Here is a 17,650-nt window from a genome sequence, read left to right as displayed (position 1 = left end):
TGACGGTTCGGGGGTGCTTGTCAAGGCGGGAAAGATGCCTTGACAAGCACCCCCGAACCGCAGGGAGGCTTCGTATCGGGGTGCGCGGGAGGGGCTGGGCGCCTCGATGGTTTGGGTGCAACGGCGGCGGTTGGATGGTGGGGCTCGCGCCCCAATGAGGTCTTTCCGGTAGCGCGGTGGGCGGTGGCTGGGTGGCCGAGCTAGTGCCGCAACGAGTTCCCCCGGCAGCGCGGCGATGGGCAGTTGAGTGGCAGAACTTGTACACCGATGAGGTTTCCCGGCAGTCCGATGTTCGGCTGCCAGGCCCTGAGGCTCACGGCCCCACTGAGGTTTCCCCAGCAGTGCGATGTGCGGCGGCCCGGCGGTGGGACTAGCCCACCAATGAGGTTTCCGGCAGCGCGGTGCCTGACGGTTGGGCGGTGGGGCTGACTGCCCCAATGAGGTTTCCCGGCTGCGTGGTGTGCGGTGGGTCGGCGGTAGCCGTGCTGGTCAAGGCCCCGCGGAGTACCAGCCGAGGAGACCCGCCGGGCTGCCCCTCTCTCGAGGCGGTCCGTGAAGGGCTCCTTGAGGGAATCTGATTCCTTCAAGGAGCCCTTCACGGACCTCCCCACCGCGCCCGCAGCCGCAGGAAGGGTGGAACCCTCCGCGAGCGCGGTGCGCGGGGCTGCCCTGGCCGATGGGCGCGATACGGCCCGCGAGAACGTCCGTGAGGGGAACCCCCAGGGAATCAGAGTCAATGAGGGTTCCCCTCACGCACCTTGGGACCACCGCGGATCAGAGCCGGCGACCCTGCTCACATTCAAATGTCTGACATTCGGTGTTAGGGTCACCTTATGAACGATCTTCGGGCACCCCATCGGGTCGCCAGTCTTGCCGCGCAGCTTGTGGACACCTTGCGGGAGCAGATCGCCTCCGGGGAGTGGCCCGTCGGGATGCGGATTCCGGCGGAGAATGACCTGGTCAAGCAGCTTGGCGTCGGGCGCACGACGGTGCGGGAGGCCCTCGGCGCGCTGGTGCATCTCGGGCTGCTGGAGGCTCGGCGCGGCGACGGGACGTACGTCCGCGCGTCCAGTGAGATGCAGTCCGTCTTGATGCGGCGGGCCAATTCCTCTCGGCGGAGCGACGTGCTGGAACTGCGGGCCGTGCTGGAGGAGTATGCCTCTGGGCTGGCTGCGGTGCGTCGCAGTGACGACGACCTCGTCGAGTTGCGGCATCTGCTCGAAGAGTCCGGGAGGCGAGACGACACCCGGACGACTGCCGAGGCGGACGTTCGTTTTCACCAGGCCGTCGTGAACGCGGGCCGGAATTCCCTGCTTACCGAGGTGTACGACGTCCTCAGCGCGTCCGTTGTCGAGCAGATCGGCGACACTCTTTGGACTGACGAAACCGCCGACGAGCACGCTCGGTTGCACCGGCAGCTGATTGACGCGATCGCTGCGCAGGACGAGGTCGGGGCGCGTTACTGCGCGGCCGAGATCGTCAAGCTCACCGGGGCCGGGGCGGAGCGGGAGAAGTGACGGCCGAAGTTGAGGCGCCGTCGGTCGCGAAGAGAGCGGTCACCAAATCTGAGTGGTCCGTGGGGTTGTTGCTCGCGATCCTTCTCGTGGCCGCCAATCTGCGGGTGACGTTGACGGGCGTCGGCACGTTGCTGCCTGCTATCGAACACGACACGGGGCTGCCTGCGTCGGCGGGCGGCGTGTTGAATACGTTGCCGTTGTTGATGTTCGCGGTGACTTCGCCGCTGGTCGGGCGCGTCTCGCATCGGATCGGGTCTACGCGGTTGCTCGTGCTTTCGCTGGCGGTGCTGGCGGCGGGCACAGTGGTTCGGTCGCTGCCGTCGGTTGCCTGTTTGTTCATCGGGACGGTGTTGCTGTCCGCGGCGATTGCGGTCGGGAATGTCTTGCTGCCGACGGTGATTCGCGCTCACGTGCCAGCCTCGCGAATCCATGCTGTCAGCGCGCTTTACGTCACGGTCATGGGTGTGGTCGCGGCGGTGTCGTCCGGGATTTCCGTTCCGCTGGCGGGGGCATTGCCGGGTGGCTGGCATTCCGCGCTGGGCTGGGGCGTGGTCGTCGCGTTGGCCGCGCTGGCGGGATGGTTGCCGAGGCTGCGCGGTTCGCGGCCGGATGCCGGGGCGCGGACGGGCAGTTCGCACGCGCCGACGCCGTGGCGATCTTGGCTCGCATGGCAGGTTTCCCTGTTCATGGGCCTGCAATCGCTCGCTTTCTACACCGCCGTCGCGTGGCTGCCCAGCATCCTCATCGGGCAGGGCATGAGCACCGCGGCGGCCGGCTGGATGCTGTTCTACTACCAGCTCGTCGCGCTCGCCACCGGCATGGTGCTGCCCCTGCTCACCCGGGGCCGGGCCGACCAGCGGGTTCCGGCGGCCGCCGCCTCGGCGGTCACTGCGGCTGGGTTCGCGATTCTTCTTCTGGCGCCCGGAATCGCGATCGTCGGGTGCACGTTGCTCGGGCTGGGCAGCGGGGTCTGTCTCGTGCTGGCGCTCAGCTTCCAGAGCCAGCGCGCCACCGGTCCGAGCGAGACGACTGCGCTGGCCGGGATGGCACAGTCCATCGGCTACCTGGTCGCGGCGGCCGGGCCGCTGGTGCTCGGCATCCTCCACGACGCCACCGGAAGCTGGTCCGGCGCGCTCGTCGCGCTCACCGCGTTGAGTGTCGTGATGGTCTTCGCCGGATACGGAGCCGGGCGCGACCGGCACGTTCGCGCTGATGTCTGACCTCGACCTCGCCGACCAGGTGACCCGCCAGCTTCTCCTGCTGACGCGGCTGGTCAAGCGAGCGGAAGCAGCGCCGGACGAGCCGATGCGCTTGCCGCTGCTGGCCCTGCTCGCCGAGGACGGTCCGTCCCGGGCCGGGGAAATCGCCGCGGCGCTGGGCGTGAACCCTTCGACGGTCAGCCGCCAGGTCGCCGGGCTGGTGCGGTCCGGACTGGTCGAACGCCGGGCCGATCCCGAGGACGGGCGGGCCAGCCCGCTGGTCGTCACCGCCGCGGGACGGCGGGTCCTCGACCTCGAACGACGACGACGGGCCACGCAGGTCGGCGACGCTCTCGCCGCGTGGTCCCCGGAGGCCCGGGCGCGGTTCGCGGACCTGCTCGGATGTTTCGTCCGCGATCTCCGGCAGTCGGGCGTGCTCCCTGCCCAGTGAGCAGAACCTCTTCCGCTCGATGTTATTGACGGATAACATTAAGACGTCGATAGTTCCAGTTCAGCTCGCTCCGATGGTTATTACGTAGTAACTCCGGGCGAGATTCAGGGAGGTTCGCCATGCTGGATACCGCGGACAGCGTGCGCGCGGCCGTGTTCGCGCTCAAGGAAGGCCGGATGGTCGTGGTCGTCGACGATCACGACCGGGAGAACGAGGGCGACCTCGTGCTCGCGGCCGACAGTGTCACTGCCGAGCAGATGGCCTTCCTCGTCGCGCACACCACCGGAATCGTGTGCGCGCCGATGACCGGGGAACGAGCCGACGCGCTCGCGCTCCCGCCGATGGTGGCGGAGAACAAGGACGCGCACGGCACCGCGTTCACCGTCTCCGTGGATCACACGGACGCCGGGACCGGAGTGTCCGCGACAGCTCGCACGCTCACCTGCCGCGCACTGGCCGATCCGGCCACGACGCCCGGTAACCTTCGCCGTCCGGGCCACATCTTTCCTTTGCGGGCACGAGAGGGCGGCGTGCTCGTCCGGGCCGGGCACACCGAAGCCGCCATCGATCTGCTTCAGTTGGCTGGTCGGGAACCGGTCGGCGTCATCAGCGAACTGATCGGCCCGGACGGCGAAATGCTGCGCGACGACGGCGTGCGAGCGTTCGCCGCGGAACACGATCTGCCGGTCGTCGCGATCGCCGATCTGATCCGGTATCGCCGCCGGACCGAGCGGCTCGTCGAACCGGTCGCGACTGCCGCGATGCCGACTGCCTTCGGCGATTTCCGCGCGGTCGCGTACCGGTCCGAAGTGGACGGAGCCGAACACCTCGCCCTCGTCATGGGCGACGTCGCTGCGGCCAGTCACTCCGAGCGAGGCGTGCTGGTGCGGGTGCACAGCGAATGCCTGACCGGCGACATCCTGGGCTCGTTGCGCTGCGACTGCGGCACCCAGCTCGAACAAGCGATGCGCGCGGTGGCCGACGAGGGTTGCGGGGTGATCGTTTACCTGCGCGGCCACGAGGGGCGCGGGATCGGGCTGGCGCACAAGATCCAGGCGTACGCCCTGCAGGAATCGGGTCTCGACACGGTCGACGCCAATGTCGCGCAGGGTCTGCCCGTGGATTCCCGCTCCTATGATTCCGGGGCGCAGATCCTCGGCCATCTCGACGTCCGGAGAGTGCGATTGATCACCAACAACCCGGAGAAATACCGCGGACTCGGCGAATACGGGCTGCGGATCGTGGAGCAGGTCTCGCTGCGCGCGGTCGAAACTCCGCAGAACCTCCGTTACCTCCGCACGAAACGCGACCGGATGGGCCACCGCTTCGGCGCGTTGACCGATCCAGTGCCGGAGCAGAAAACTTCCTGACTCTAGTTCCCCGGCGGGCAGCCGGTTCTCCCCCGCGGCCGGCCGCGCATTGTCTCCGGCGACCAGCCACAGTGGACTCCTGTTATGGTCTGCGGTGACCACGTCCCGTTTCCAGGAGGAGCCGCCGCGATGGCACAGAAAGTCCTCGTCGAGATGATCGACGACCTCGACGGGTCCGAAGCCGGGCAGACCGTCCCCTTCGGACTCGACGGCGTCCAGTACGAAATCGACCTGTCCGACGAAAACGCCGCCGCCCTGCGCGACGAACTCTCGACGTTCATCGCCGCCGCCCGCCGCACCGGCGGCCGCAAGACGACCGTGCGCGCCACGGCAGCACCGACCGCCGAGGAACGCGAACGCTCCAAGGCGATCCGCACGTGGGCGCTGGACAACAACTGGGCCATCGCCGAACGCGGCCGCATCCCGCGCGAGGTGATCGCCGCCTACGAGGAAAGCCAGAAGCCGGAGCCGAAACCCCGCAAGCGCACCGCGAAAAAGCGCGCCGGGAAATAAGGGGCCGGGCTCGGCGGGTTCCGGATTGATCATTTCGGGAAAGGCCGGACGAGGCGTTCGCTCCCCCGCCGGAGTTCCGGTGCCCGGAACCCAGTCCTCCGCGCACGAAGAAAACACGCGCCCGGCCGCAGGCTAATGCCTCCGGCCGGGCGGTGTTTTCCGGGTGGGAACGAATGAGGGTTTTTCGGCTCGGGCGAGTTCAGGTTCCGGCCCCCGGCCGGTTCGGCGGCCGTGTCCCAGATTCCGGCACCCGGCCAGGTCGGCAGTCGCGCGCCAGGTTCCGGTGCCCGGCCAAGTCGGCAGCCGCGCGCCAGGTTCCGGCACCGGCCAGGTCGGCGGTCGTGCCCGGCTCACTGCCCAGATCAATGCGCGGGCCACGATTGAGTGGATGGCGGGCAGCGCGCGGACCTCGCTGAGCGGATGACGCCTCGGTTGAGCGGATCGCAGGCAGCGCAGGTCGCGGCTGGGCGGATGGGCGGATGGGGTAGCGCGCAGGCCGCGACTGCGCGGAAGGGGTAGCGCGCAGGCCGCGGTTGAGTGGATGCCGGGTAGCTCCCCAATGTGGCATTGGGTGCGTCAGATGCACCCAATGTGGCGTTCGGTGCGTGGGATGCACCCAATGCCGCATTGGGGCGCATCGCTGCCGGCGGGACGTTTCGCGAACACCACGGCCGACCCTCCCCATCACCGGCAACGGCCCCCGTCCCATCTCTGGTCCCCGTCCCATCACCTCACCGGCCCGCAGTGCCGGTGACGGCACCGCCGCCATCAGCTGCCCGTGCCGATAACGACACCCCGGGCCATCACCACCGGCCTCGACCTCCCATCACCTCACCAGTTCCGGGCCCCATCACCTCACCGGCCCTGGGCCCAGTCACCGGCAACGGCAACGGCAACGGCAACGGTCGCAGCGCGGTCGAGACTCCAAATCCACCGCGCCGCGTTCGTCCGCACCCGCAAAGCGGCCTTCTCGGCCGCCGTCGACGGGGGCCTCTCCTCGGCTCGCCTGACCGCCGCGTCCGGCTTCTCGCCTGCCGAAATCTCACCGTGAGCAGCGGAAGGCCGCTACAGTTGCCCGAAAACACCGTTACAGGGGGCAACCATGGAGTTTCAGGAAGTAGTGCGGCGCAGGCGGATGGTGCGCAAGTTCACCGACGAACCGGTGGCCGAGGAGAGCATCCGCCGGATCATGCGCAACGCGCTGCGCGGGCCGTCCGCCGGGTTTTCGCAGGGGCAGGCGTTTCTGGTGCTCCAGGGCGACGATGTGCGGCGGTTCGCCGACACCCTCGAGTCCTGGACGCTGGGCGACGACACCAAGGCCGCGCCCGTGATCGTGATCCCGTTCTCGGTGAAGGACGTCTACCTCGACCGCTACGCCCAGCCGGACAAGGGCTGGACCGACCGCAGCGAGGACCACTGGCCGGTGCCGTTCTGGTACATCGACACCGGCATGGCCGTCCTGCTGATCCTGCAGACGGTGGTCGACGAGGGGCTCGGCGCGGTGTATTTCGGCATCGGCGCCGAGGATTTCGACAACCTGCGTGCCGAGTTCGGCATCCCCGACACCCACGAACCGATCGGCGCTATCGCCATCGGCCACGACGCCGACGCCAAGATCTCCGCCGGCGCCTCCCCGGCTACCCGCCGCCGAAAGCCGGAGACCGAGACTGTCCACTACGGACAATGGTGAGCCTTCTCGCCAGGGGAAGCCGGAGACTCTGAGCGTCCACTTTGGATGCCGCTGGACCGGGCTTGCGCCGTCGTCGAGGTTCAGGAACACCTCGGCGGCGGCCGGCAGGGCCTGAGTTGATCTTTCCAGCACGGGAGAACAGGGCCGCCCGCCGCGCAGAGAGCGCGGCTTGAGGCGGCCGCGGGTCTCCACCTGTCCGGGCAAGGGCACCGCCGCGTCGCCTGGATGTCAGGGCGGGCACACCCGGACAACACGAAAATGTTTCGGGAGCGCCGGAAAGCCGCGAGAAGCGACATAATTCCTGTCATCAGTCCGACGTTTCGCTTCACCTCGGCCACTGGGCGCGAAAAGACCGCACCTGGCCGTTTTCATCCAGGAAAGCCCCGGTGCGAGCTTCCGGCGGAACCGGCCGCCCAGAGGCGCGCCCGCGGAAAACCGCACCGGAGCAACATCGTTTCGGCCGAACAGCGCAACCGCACCGGCCGTCTGCCGCACGGTTCACCTTGTTGGCATAAACCCCGGGAACAAGACCGCAATTCCCTCGAAAGTGCCACCAATCCCGCGAAGCAGCACTTGCATATTCCAGACCGGCGCGGAATGTCACCGAATTCGAGGACCAAGGAACCTTGACGGCCGCCCGAGACGATCGCGACGAGCCGGGACACCGCCTCCGGACAGCGACTTCGCACCACTCTTCGTGCCACGGATTTCACCCCAGCGGAGCAGTTCGGCGTGCGCCGACCGGGTAATCCGAGCCCCGGAAGAAGGGAAATCCTGGTAACATCGCCCGTGCGGAGGATCGGTTTGCGGTAAACGCACGACGACGATCAGACTTCACCGGAACCCTTCGCCGGATCGTCCCGGATCCGTCGACAGCTGCCACTGGCTGTTGAAAAACAAAGGGTATTCACGGCATAAGTCCTCTTTGCCAGATAAATGGCCGTTCGCGTGGTCTAGACCTCAATATCCAGCCGTGCCGTATTTGTCAGCCGCGACACGCATCGAACAGGTCACGAAATTGTCAACACCGACGTCCGTAGGTTACGTCGGCGTTACATCCACCGATCATTAGGAATATGGATCTCACCGAGTACCCGACCGCCCGCCCCGGTCCGGCACCCGACACCGAGGAAGCATTCGCCCAGGTGATGGCCGATGTCACCGGGCAGGAACACGTGTCGGTCGACAGCAACTTCTTCGCCGATCTCGGGGCCAACTCGCTCGTGCTGGCACAGTTCTGCGCGCGAGTGCGCAAGCGTGCCGATCTTCCCGCGGTCTCCATCAAGGACATTTACCGGAACCCGACCATCGCCAGTCTCGTCTCCGCTTTGTCCGAAACCGAGGAGGTCCCCGCCGAGGCGCCGGCCCCGGCCCCCGCGGCGCCGCCGAAGCGGGCGAGCGGGCTCGAATACTTCGGCTGCGGAATCCTGCAGCTCGCGGTCTTCCTGGCGTATTCCTGGCTCGTCGCCCAGGTGCTCGGCGCGGGTACCGACTGGATCGTGGCCGGGACCGGCCTGCTCGACGAGTACCTGCGCGCGGTCGGGTTCGGCGCGATGGTGCTGGCCGTTCTGTGCACCCTTCCGATCGCGCTCAAATGGATCCTCGTCGGCCGCTGGAAACCGACGGAGATCCGCGTGTGGACCCTCGGGTACGTGCGGTTCTGGGCGGTCAAGACCCTCGTGCAGCGGAACCCGCTGGTCCCGCTGTTCGTCGGCTCCCCGCTCTATTCGCTGTACCTGCGCGCGCTCGGCGCGAAAATCGGCAAGGGCGTCACGATTTTCTCGCGATTCGTCCCGGTGTGCACCGATCTGCTCACCGTCGGGGAAGGCGCGGTGGTCTGCAAGGACACCTACTTCACCACCTACCGCGCGCAGAACGGGCTCATCCGGACCGGGCCGGTCGCGATCGGCGCGCACGCGTACGTCGGCGAGATGGCCGTGCTCGACATCGAGACCAGGATCGGCGACAACGCCCAGCTCGGGCACGCCTCCTCGCTGCACGCCGGGCAGGCGGTTCCGGAAGGGCAGAGCTGGCACGGCGTGCCCGCGGTCCCCGCCGACGTGCAGTACCGGCGCGTCGAGCCGCGCGCCTGCGGCAGCGTCCGCCGGGCGTTCTTCGCCGTGCGCCAGACGCTGACCGCGGTCCTCCTCCTGGCTCCGCTGGTGCTCGGCCTGCTCAGCTTCCTGGTGAACACGCTGCCGAACCTCAGCCCGGCGATGGGCCTCGGCTCGGCCGTCATGGACTTCACCTCCCCGAAGTTCTACTGGAAGGCCCTCGTCGTCTCCTTCATCCTGTACTTCGGCCTGCGGCTCACCGGGTTCCTCATCGTCACCCTGGTCCCGCGCCTGCTGAACCTGGCGCTCAAACCCGGCGAGGTCTACCGCCTCTACACGTTCCGCTACACCGCGCACCGCGCCATCCGCGTGCTCACGAACCTGCGGTTCTTCAAGACCCTGCTCGGCGACAGCTCGGCCATCGTGCACTTCCTGCGCGCGCTGGGCTGCCAGGTCTCCAAGAAAGAACAGACCGGGTCCAACTTCGGGCTCGAGGAGAAATTCGAGAACCCGTACCTGTTCGAGGCCGGGGCGGGCACGATGGTCGCCGACGGGCTCTCGGTGGTCAACGCCGAGTACACCAGCACCTCCTTCCGGCTTTCCCGGGTGCGCGTCGGGGGGCGGAACTTCCTCGGCAACCACGTCGTCTACCCCGCCGGCGCCAGGACCGGGGACAACTGCCTGCTCGCCACCAAGGTCCTGGTGCCGCTCGACGGCCCGGTGCGCGAGGGCGTCGGGCTGCTCGGCTCCCCCAGTTTCGAGATCCCGCGCTCGGTGGGGCGCGACAGCCAGTTCGACCACCCGAAGACCCCGGAGGAATTCCGGCGCAGGCTGGCCGCCAAGAACCGGCACAACGCCGGGGGCATGCTGCTGTACGCCTTGTCCCACTGGCTGTTTTTCTACGGGCTGCTGCTGATGACGTGGGCCACGGACGTCTACTACGACCGGATCGGCGCCCCGCTGTTCGCGCTCGACACGCTGGCCATCCTGGTGTACAGCACAGTTTTCTTCGTCGCCCTCGAACGGATCACCGTGCTGGTCCGGCCGCTGCGCCCGCTGTCCTGCTCGATCTACGACCGGCGGTTCTGGCGGCAGGAACGGTTCTGGAAAGCCGCGGCGACGAACGCCCACCTGCGCGTGCTCGACGGGACCCCGTTCAAGGGCGTGCTGTGGCGGCTGCTGGGCATCAAGGTCGGCAAGCGGCTGTTCGACGACGGCGCGGGCATCATCGAGAAAACGCTGGTGCGTCTGGGAGACGACGTCACGTTGAACGTCGGCTCCGTCGTCCAGTGCCATTCGCAGGAGGACGGCGGGTTCAAGATGGACCGCATCTCCATCGGCAGCGGGTGCACGGTCGGCGTCGGCGCACTGGTGCATTACGGCGTGACGATGGGCGACGGGTCGACGCTCGCCCCCGATTCCTTCCTCATGAAGGGCACTGAGGTCCCGGACCGCGCGCACTGGGGCGGGAACCCCGCGCACGAGATCCGGGCGGACCGCCGTCAGCCGGCGGCGAGATCGTGACGGACCACCGACAATCACGGGAAGGACGACCCATGAGAACCGGACTGGGAGCGGTTCGCGAGCATTGGCGCGAAGTACTCACCGCCGGCGGCCGCACCGGCGTCCCGCGCTGGACGCTGGAGGCCGGCTCCGCGATCGGCGACCACGAAACGCCGGTCCCCCGGGGGCTCGCGGCCGCGCTGCGGCTGCTGGCCGAGCAGCTGCGCGTGCCGCTGAGCTCGGTGCTGCTCGCCGCGCACGCCAAGGTCCTCGCCGCGCTGTCGGGTGAGACCGAGGTGTGCACCGGCTACGTCGCCGAGCCGGGCGGCGCGCCGCTGCCCTGCCGGCTCAGCACCGGATCCGGCACCTGGCGCGAGCTGATCGAGCACACCGCGGGAATCGACGCGCAGACTTTCGCCTTCCGGGACTTCCCGGTCGACGAGCTGCGCGCCGAACTCGGCATCGGCGCGCCGCCGTTCGAGACGGTCTTCGACCCGACCGGCACCGACGGCGACCTCGCCGGGGACACCGTGCTGCGGCTGGACGTTTCGCCGGACCTGGAGACGCTGCGATTGCGTTTCCGCACCGAGGCGCTGGATTCCGAAGCCGCCGAACGCATCCTCGGCTACCACCTGAGCGCGCTCACCCAGATCCGCACCGATGTCACCGCGTCGCACCGCGAAACGACCCTGCTCTCGGCCGCGGAGCTCAAACTGCAGTTGGAAGGGCTCGCCGGGCCGCACGTCGAAGTACCGGACCTGCGCTGCCACGAGTTGTTCCAGCGCAATGTCGCCCGGAATCCGGACGCGATCGCGGCGGTGCACGGCGACCAGAAGTGGACGTACCGGGAGCTCAACGGCCGCGCGAACCGCCTGGCGCGGGCGCTGATCGCGCGCGGGCTGCGCCGCGAAGGCGTCGTCGCGGTGGTGACCGAACGCAATCTGGACTGGATGGCCGCCGTGCTCGCCGTGTTCAAGGCGGGCGGCGTCTACCTGCCGATCGAGCCGCATTTCCCGACCGACCGCATCGCGACCACGCTGCGCCGGGCCGACTGCGAGCTGGTGCTGACCGAACCGGGCAGCACGACGACGCTCCGCAAGGCGGTCGAATCGCTGCCCGGCGTGCGCACCTTGTTCGTGGACGCCGCGTACGAGGAGAACCACTCCGAAGACGACCTAGGCGTCGCCGTCGAATCCAGCCAGCTCGCCTACATCTACTTCACCTCGGGCTCCACCGGCGAGCCGAAAGGCGCGATGTGCGAGCACGCCGGGATGGTCAACCATCTCTACGCCAAGATCAACGACCTCGGCATCACCGCGGATTCGGTCGTGGCGCAGGTCGCGCCGCAGTGCTTCGACATCTCGTTGTGGCAGCTGGTTTCCGCGCTGCTGGTCGGCGGGACCACGCTGCTGATCGAACAGGACGTGATCCTGGACGCCGACCGGTTCGTGGGCAAACTCGGCAGCGGCGGGGTTTCGGTACTGCAGGTCGTGCCCTCCTACCTCGAGGTCGTGCTGTCCGCGGTGGACAAGAACCCGGTCGCGCTGCCGGACCTGCGGTGCGTGTCGGTGACCGGCGAGGCGCTCAAAACCGAGCTGGCGCAACGGTGGTTCGCCACGATGCCGGACGTCAAGCTGGTCAACGCCTACGGCCTCACCGAAACCTCGGACGACACCAACCACGAGGTGATGGACCGCGCGCCGACCCGGGAGCGGGTGCCGCTCGGGCCGCCGGTGCAGAACGTGCGCGTGTACGTCGTCGACGAGCGGCTCGACCCCGTCCCGCTCGGCGCGCCCGGCGAAATCGTGTTCTCCGGGGTGTGCGTGGGCCGCGGCTACGTCAACGACCCGGAACGCACCGCGCGGGCGTTCACCGCCGACCCGCACCGCCCGGACGCCCGGCTCTACCGCAGCGGCGACCACGGCCGCTGGCTGCCCGAGGGCAAGCTGGAATTCCTCGGCAGGCGCGATGCGCAGGTCAAGATCCGCGGTTTCCGCATCGAGATCGGCGAAATCGAGAACACGCTGCTGCAGGTGCCCGGCGTGCGCGACGGCGCGGTGGTCGTGGCCGACCGCGGCGGGCAGGGCAAGCGGCTGGTCGCGTTCTACTCCAGTCCGGACCAGCTCGACCACGAGCTGATGCGCGAGCACCTCGGCACCGCGCTGCCGGAGTACATGCTGCCCGCGGCGTTCCACTGGCGCGAGCAGTTGCCGTTGACCGCCAACGGGAAGATCGACAAGAAGAACCTCGCCGCGCTGGCCGCCGAGCTCGACGTCGCGGACGAAGACCGCGACCAGCCGGTCACCGGCACCGAAGTGCGGCTCGCCGCGGCCTGGGCGGACGTGCTCGGCATCCGGGCCGGCCAGGTCGGCCGCCGGGACCATTTCTTCGACCGCGGCGGCACGTCGCTGTCCGCGGTGAAGCTGGCGATCGCGCTCGACCGCGCGGTCTCGATCAAGGACGTCGCCAAGCACCCCGTGCTCGCCGACCTGGCCGCGCTGATCGACAGCCGGTCCCCCGCTTCCGGAAACTCCTGACCCACGCGAACCGCGGAAATCGAAAGGATTCCCCGATGTCGTTGTCCCAATTCCTGCCGAAGACGTCCCCGCCCGAGCCGGATTTCTCTCCCGGGCTGCCCGCGGTGCTGCGGGCCGAGGCGGGCGGCGACCCGGCCGGCTGGGCGAGCACGCACCGGGAGACCGTGCGAAGACTCGTCGCCGAACACGGCGCGGTGCTCGTCCGCGGTCTCGGGCTGGCCGAACGGACCGCGGTCGCGGCCGTGTTCGGGCGGCTGACCGACCTGCTGACGACCGAGCGCGAGGCCTTCGCGCCCCGCACGACCTATCCCGGCGGGGTGCACTCCTCGACCGAATGGCCGCCGAACCAGCCGATGTGCATGCACCACGAACTCAGCTACACCCTGGAATTCCCGGGACTGCTGCTGTTCGCCTGCGTCAGCCCGCCGTCGTCGGGCGGGGTCACCGGGGTCAGCGATTCCACCGCCGTGCTGGCCTCGCTGCCCGCCGACCTGCGCGCGCGGTTCGAACGCGACGGCTGGCTGCTCACCCGCAGCTTCAACGACGAGATCGGGGCGTCGGTCGCCGAGGCGTTCGGCACCGAGGACCGCTCCGCGATCGAGGAGTACTGCCGCGCCAACCGGATCGAGTTCGAGTGGCAGCCCGACGGCGGCCTGCGCACCCGGCAGCGCCGCGACGCGATCGTCGGGCATCCGGTCACCGGCAGGCCCTGCTGGTTCAACCAGATCGCCTTCCTCAACGAGTGGACGATGGCCCCCGAGGTGCACGAGTACCTGGTCGACATCTACGGGGCCGACGGCCTGCCGTTCAACACGCGCTTCGGCAACGGCGACCCGATCGGCGAGGACGTCGTGCAGCTGCTCAACGAGGTGTACGAGGAACACACCGTGCGCGAACCGTGGCAGGCAGGCGATCTGCTGCTGGTCGACAACGTCCGCATCGCGCACAGCCGGGACGCCTACGAGGGCCCGCGCGAGGTGCTTGTCGGGCTGGCCGATCCGGTGCGGCTTTCCGATTGCTCGCTCGCGTCTGAGGGGAAAAATCAGTGACCACGCAATCCTTCACCGCCGGATCCGCTTCGGCGGACCCGGTCGCCGTGCCGCCGTTCGCGGTGATTTCCGGCGCCCAGGTCCAGCAGGCGCTGGCCGGGCGCGAACGCGAGGTCGTCGACCTCGTGGAGACCGCGTACCGGGTGCACGGCTCCGGCGATTCGGTCAACCCGCCGTCCTATTTCCTGCGCTTCCCCGACCGTCCGGCCGACCGGATCATCGCCCTGCCCGCCTCGCTCGGCGGGAAGACCAATGTCGCGGGCCTGAAGTGGATCTCCAGTTTCCCGGGCAACGTCGCCGCCGGGATCCCGCGGGCGTCGGCGGTGCTGATCCTGAACGACCTCGCGACCGGTTATCCGTTCGCCTGCCTGGAAAGCTCCATCATCAGCGCGACCAGGACCGCCGCGTCCGCCGCGCTCGCCGCCGACTGGCTCAGCCGGACCCGGCAGCGGCCCCGGCGCGTCGGATTCTTCGGCGTCGGCCTGATCGCCCGCTACATCCACACCTTCCTCGCCGGGACCGGCTGGGAATTCGACGAGATCAACGTGCACGACCTGCACCCGGACAGCGCCGCCGGATTCCGCGGCTACCTGGAGCAGTCCGGCTTCACCGGCGAGATCAGCGTCCACGAGACCGCCGAAGGCCTGATCCGCGACAGCGAACTGGTGGTCTTCGCGACCATCGCCGGCGAACCGCACGTGCACGATCCCTCGTGGTTCTCGCACAATCCGCTGGTCTTGCACGTGTCCCTGCGCGACCTGGCCCCGGAAATCCTGCTGGCGTCGGCGAACCTCGTCGACGACGTCGACCACTGCCTCAAAGCCAACACGTCGCCGCATCTGGTGGAGCAGCGCACCGGCAGCCGGGACTTCCTGCTCGGCACCCTCGACGACGTGCTCTCGGGCCGGGTCAGCCCGCCCGCCGACCGGCCGCTGATCTTCTCCCCGTTCGGGCTCGGCGTCCTCGACCTCGCGGTCGGGGCCTTCGTCCACGAGAGAGTGTCCGACGCCGGCGGACTGCACGTCATCGAGGACTTTTTCCACGAACTGCGCCGGTATGGCTGAGCGCCGTCCGCCACTGAGCTGTGCCTGAAGGGGAGAAAACTGTGCGTGTCATCACCGTTCCCGAAGCTTTCAACGAGGAGGCGCTGTACGTCGACCTCCGCTGGAGTTTCGGCTACTCGCTCTACCTCAAATGCGAGGGGTTCAACTTCGCCGGTTCCATCAAGCTGAAGGCCGCGACCGAAATGGTCGACGCGGCCGAACGCGACGGCCTGCTGCGGCCGGGCTCGATCATCGTCGAATCGTCGTCGGGCAACCTCGGCGTCGCGCTGAGCATGATCGCGGCCAGCCGGGGGTACAAGTTCCTGTGCGTCACCGATTCCCGCTGCAACCTGGCGACGCGCCGCGCGATCGAGGCGCTCGGCAACGAGGTGCACATCATCACCGAACCTGATCCGGAAAGCGGCTTCCTCGGGGCGCGCATCGGTCACGTGCGCATGCTGTGCGCGTCCGACGAGCGCTACGTGTGGCTCAACCAGTACACCAATCCGGACAACTGGGGAGCGCATTTCCACCGCACCGGGCCGGAAATCGCCGCCGCGTTCCCGAATCTCGACGTGCTGTTCGTCGGCGCGGGCACCACGGGCACCCTGATGGGCTGCGCGCGGTTCTTCCGGCAATGGCACCGGCCGGTGCGGATCGTCGCGATCGACAGCGTCGGCTCGGTGACCTTCGGCGGCCCGGCGGGCAGGCGGATGCTGCCCGGGCTGGGCACCAGCGTGCGCCCGGCGATCCTCGACGAGTCCTATGTGGACGACGTGGTGCTGGTCGAGGAACCGGATTCGGTCCGGGCGTGCCACCGGCTGGCACGCAACGGATTCCTGTTCGGCGGCTCGACCGGGACGGTGGTCAGCGGCGCCACCAGCTGGCTGTCGGAACACGACGCGCACCACCTGACCGCGGTGGCCGTCGCCCCCGACCTCGGCGAGCGCTACCTCGACACGATCTACCAGACCAACTGGCTGCAGGGCATCTACGGAGAGGACGTGCTTTCGCCGCGGCCCCGGCAGTCCGTCTGAGCCGCGCGGGGCGGCGCATCGGCATCCCCCGGCGCGCCGCACCCCGGCGGGGTCAGACCTTCTTCTGCCATTCGTCCCAGCTGAAGCGCCAGTCGGTCCAGCCGTCGCCCGGTTTGAGGTCCACGCCGGTGTCGGTCACCACCACGACGTCGCCGCGATGGGAGTTCTCGTAGAACCACTTCGCGTTGTCGACGCTGACGTTGAGGCAGCCGTGCGAGGTGTTGGTGTGCCCCTGCTGCCGGACCGACCACGGCGCGGAATGCAGGAACTGTCCCGAGTTGGTGAGCCGCAGCGCGTACTTGACCGTGGTGCGGTAGCCGCCCGGCGCGTCGGTGGGCACGCCGTACGTGCTGGAGTCCATGGTGTACGGCGACTGCACGGTCATGATCAGCATCGTGCCGGAAACGCTGCGCGCGGACGGCTTGCCGAGGCTGACCGGGGACGTCAGGACGAGCTGGCCGTCCTTGTACGTCCGCATCTGCTTTTCCTTGTCCGACACCTTCGAGATGATCGCCGGGCCGGTCTTGAAGCTGATCTTGCGGTCGGCCTTGCCGAACACGCCGTTGCCGAGCGCGCGGCCGGCGATCTTGATGTCGAGGGTGACCGTGGAGTACGCGGGCCAGTATTCCTTGGTGCGGTAGTGCACCTCGTCGTCGCCGAACCAGCGCCACGCCCCGGTGGCGGGCTTGTCGGAGGTGACGGTGAGCATCTTCTCGGCGGCGGCCTTGTCCGCGACCGGCGCGGAGAACTTGATCGTGATCGGCATGCCGACGCCGGTGGTCTCGCCGTCGAGCGGGATCACCGACGGATACGCCTGCGCCTTGGCGGTCGCGGTGGTGAAGGTGCTCGTGCGGGTCACCGGGTTGCCGTCCGCGCCGACGGAGCGCGCGGTGAGCGTGTACTTCGTGCGGTAGTCCAGGGGCTTGCTGCTGGTCCAGCGCTGCTTCGCGGCGTCCATCTCGCCGGGCACCGGAGCGCCGTCCGCCGCCGCGAGGGTGACCTCGCTGAGCGTGGACCCGCCGGCCACCGCGGTGACGGGTTCGCCGGGCGCGACGTCGTTCGAGCCGTCCTTGGGACCGAGGTCGAGGGTCGCGGGCACCGCCGGCGCGGCGCTGGTCTTCTGGTCGTTGCCCGCGGCGGGACCGGGAGCCGGTGCGGACGTGCACGCCGCCGTCAGCGCCAGCCCGGCGAGGATCCCCGCGATGATCTGCGTTTTCCGCCCCAGCACCTGACCAGCCCCCATTCGCGATTACTACCGGACATAGTAGTCATACCGGTCAGGCGCGGAGCAGGGCGGGAGCCGCTGCCCGGCGGTGGTGTCCGGACAGGGAGACCCAGGTCACGAATGCTGCCGCAGCCCGCGCCGCAGCGCCTCCCGCTCGCGCTCGGACGCCGACCGCGCGAAATGCAGCAGCACGCCCTCGGGATCGCCCGCGTCGGCGAGCAGGTTCCGCATCGCGCGGGCGGCTGCTTCCTCTCGCGACGACACCGGCGTGTAGCAGTAGGCGCGGCTGCGTTTCTCGCGTTCCACCCAGCCCTTGCTGTGCAGATGGTCGAGCACGGTGAGCACCGTCGTGTAGGCGAGGTCCCGGTTCAGCTCCTCCAGCACTTCGCGGACCGTGCGCGCGTCTCCCGCCCGCCACAGGACGTCCATAGCCGCCGATTCCAGCTCGTCCAGTCCCTGCAC

Annotated in this window: 13 protein-coding genes; 11 read left to right on the top strand and 2 right to left on the bottom strand. The window is 68.8% G+C overall.

Annotated elements, in window-relative coordinates; genetic code table 11:
* The first annotated feature begins 833 nt into the window (after window positions 1-833).
* The 11 genes from PUT80_RS37020 (at window position 834) to sbnA (ending at window position 15,963) form a co-directional block, all read left to right on the top strand.
* Window positions 834-1,517: a FadR/GntR family transcriptional regulator gene (locus PUT80_RS37020; RefSeq protein WP_275294900.1), complete on the top strand. Its 684-nt coding sequence runs from the start codon at window positions 834-836 to the stop codon at window positions 1,515-1,517.
* 59 nt (window positions 1,518-1,576) lie between these two features.
* Window positions 1,577-2,737, top strand: coding sequence for an MFS transporter (locus tag PUT80_RS37015; protein WP_275294899.1), 1,161 nt, complete (start codon window positions 1,577-1,579; stop codon window positions 2,735-2,737).
* Window positions 2,730-3,167, top strand: a complete 438-nt coding sequence (locus PUT80_RS37010) for a MarR family transcriptional regulator (protein ID WP_275294898.1) — start codon at window positions 2,730-2,732, stop codon at window positions 3,165-3,167. Before PUT80_RS37015 ends, PUT80_RS37010 begins: the two co-directional genes overlap by 8 nt.
* A 119-nt stretch (window positions 3,168-3,286) precedes the next feature.
* Window positions 3,287-4,537, top strand: a complete 1,251-nt coding sequence (locus PUT80_RS37005) for a bifunctional 3,4-dihydroxy-2-butanone-4-phosphate synthase/GTP cyclohydrolase II (RefSeq protein ID WP_275294897.1) — start codon at window positions 3,287-3,289, stop codon at window positions 4,535-4,537.
* 129 nt (window positions 4,538-4,666) lie between these two features.
* Window positions 4,667-5,050, top strand: a complete 384-nt coding sequence (locus tag PUT80_RS37000; RefSeq protein ID WP_043839812.1) for an Lsr2 family protein — start codon at window positions 4,667-4,669, stop codon at window positions 5,048-5,050.
* Between the two features lie 1,102 nt (window positions 5,051-6,152).
* On the top strand, window positions 6,153-6,740 hold the full coding sequence (locus PUT80_RS36995) for a nitroreductase family protein (RefSeq protein WP_275294896.1): 588 nt from the start codon (window positions 6,153-6,155) through the stop codon (window positions 6,738-6,740).
* A gap of 1,076 nt (window positions 6,741-7,816) precedes the next feature.
* Entirely contained in the window at window positions 7,817-10,318 is a 2,502-nt protein-coding gene (locus PUT80_RS36990) for a Pls/PosA family non-ribosomal peptide synthetase (RefSeq protein WP_275294895.1), read from the top strand.
* 32 nt (window positions 10,319-10,350) lie between these two features.
* Window positions 10,351-12,834 (top strand): amino acid adenylation domain-containing protein, encoded by a 2,484-nt coding sequence (locus PUT80_RS36985; protein ID WP_275294894.1) that lies wholly within the window; start codon window positions 10,351-10,353, stop codon window positions 12,832-12,834.
* 35 nt (window positions 12,835-12,869) lie between these two features.
* Complete coding sequence (locus tag PUT80_RS36980) at window positions 12,870-13,883, top strand: TauD/TfdA family dioxygenase (protein ID WP_051728773.1); 1,014 nt, start codon at window positions 12,870-12,872, stop codon at window positions 13,881-13,883.
* On the top strand, window positions 13,880-14,947 hold the full coding sequence (gene sbnB, locus PUT80_RS36975) for a 2,3-diaminopropionate biosynthesis protein SbnB (RefSeq protein ID WP_238605558.1): 1,068 nt from the start codon (window positions 13,880-13,882) through the stop codon (window positions 14,945-14,947). Before PUT80_RS36980 ends, sbnB begins: the two co-directional genes overlap by 4 nt.
* 41 nt (window positions 14,948-14,988) lie before the next feature.
* Window positions 14,989-15,963 (top strand): 2,3-diaminopropionate biosynthesis protein SbnA, encoded by a 975-nt coding sequence (gene sbnA, locus PUT80_RS36970; protein WP_134667800.1) that lies wholly within the window; start codon window positions 14,989-14,991, stop codon window positions 15,961-15,963.
* 52 nt (window positions 15,964-16,015) lie between these two features.
* On the opposite strand, the gene PUT80_RS36965 is transcribed toward sbnA, so the two are convergent.
* Both PUT80_RS36965 and PUT80_RS36960 read right to left on the bottom strand, forming a co-directional pair.
* A complete protein-coding gene (locus tag PUT80_RS36965; protein ID WP_275294893.1) occupies window positions 16,016-17,206 on the bottom strand; it encodes an Ig-like domain-containing protein in 1,191 nt (396 codons plus the stop codon).
* Window positions 17,207-17,302: 96 nt separating this feature from the next.
* On the bottom strand, window positions 17,303-17,650 hold the full coding sequence (locus tag PUT80_RS36960) for a BlaI/MecI/CopY family transcriptional regulator (RefSeq protein WP_275294892.1): 348 nt from the start codon (window positions 17,648-17,650) through the stop codon (window positions 17,303-17,305).

The organism is Amycolatopsis sp. La24 (genome assembly GCF_029087445.1).
GTDB classification, from domain to species: domain Bacteria; phylum Actinomycetota; class Actinomycetes; order Mycobacteriales; family Pseudonocardiaceae; genus Amycolatopsis; species Amycolatopsis nivea.
Note: the sequence above shows the minus strand (reverse complement) of the source record. Positions and strands in the feature narration are given on the sequence as shown.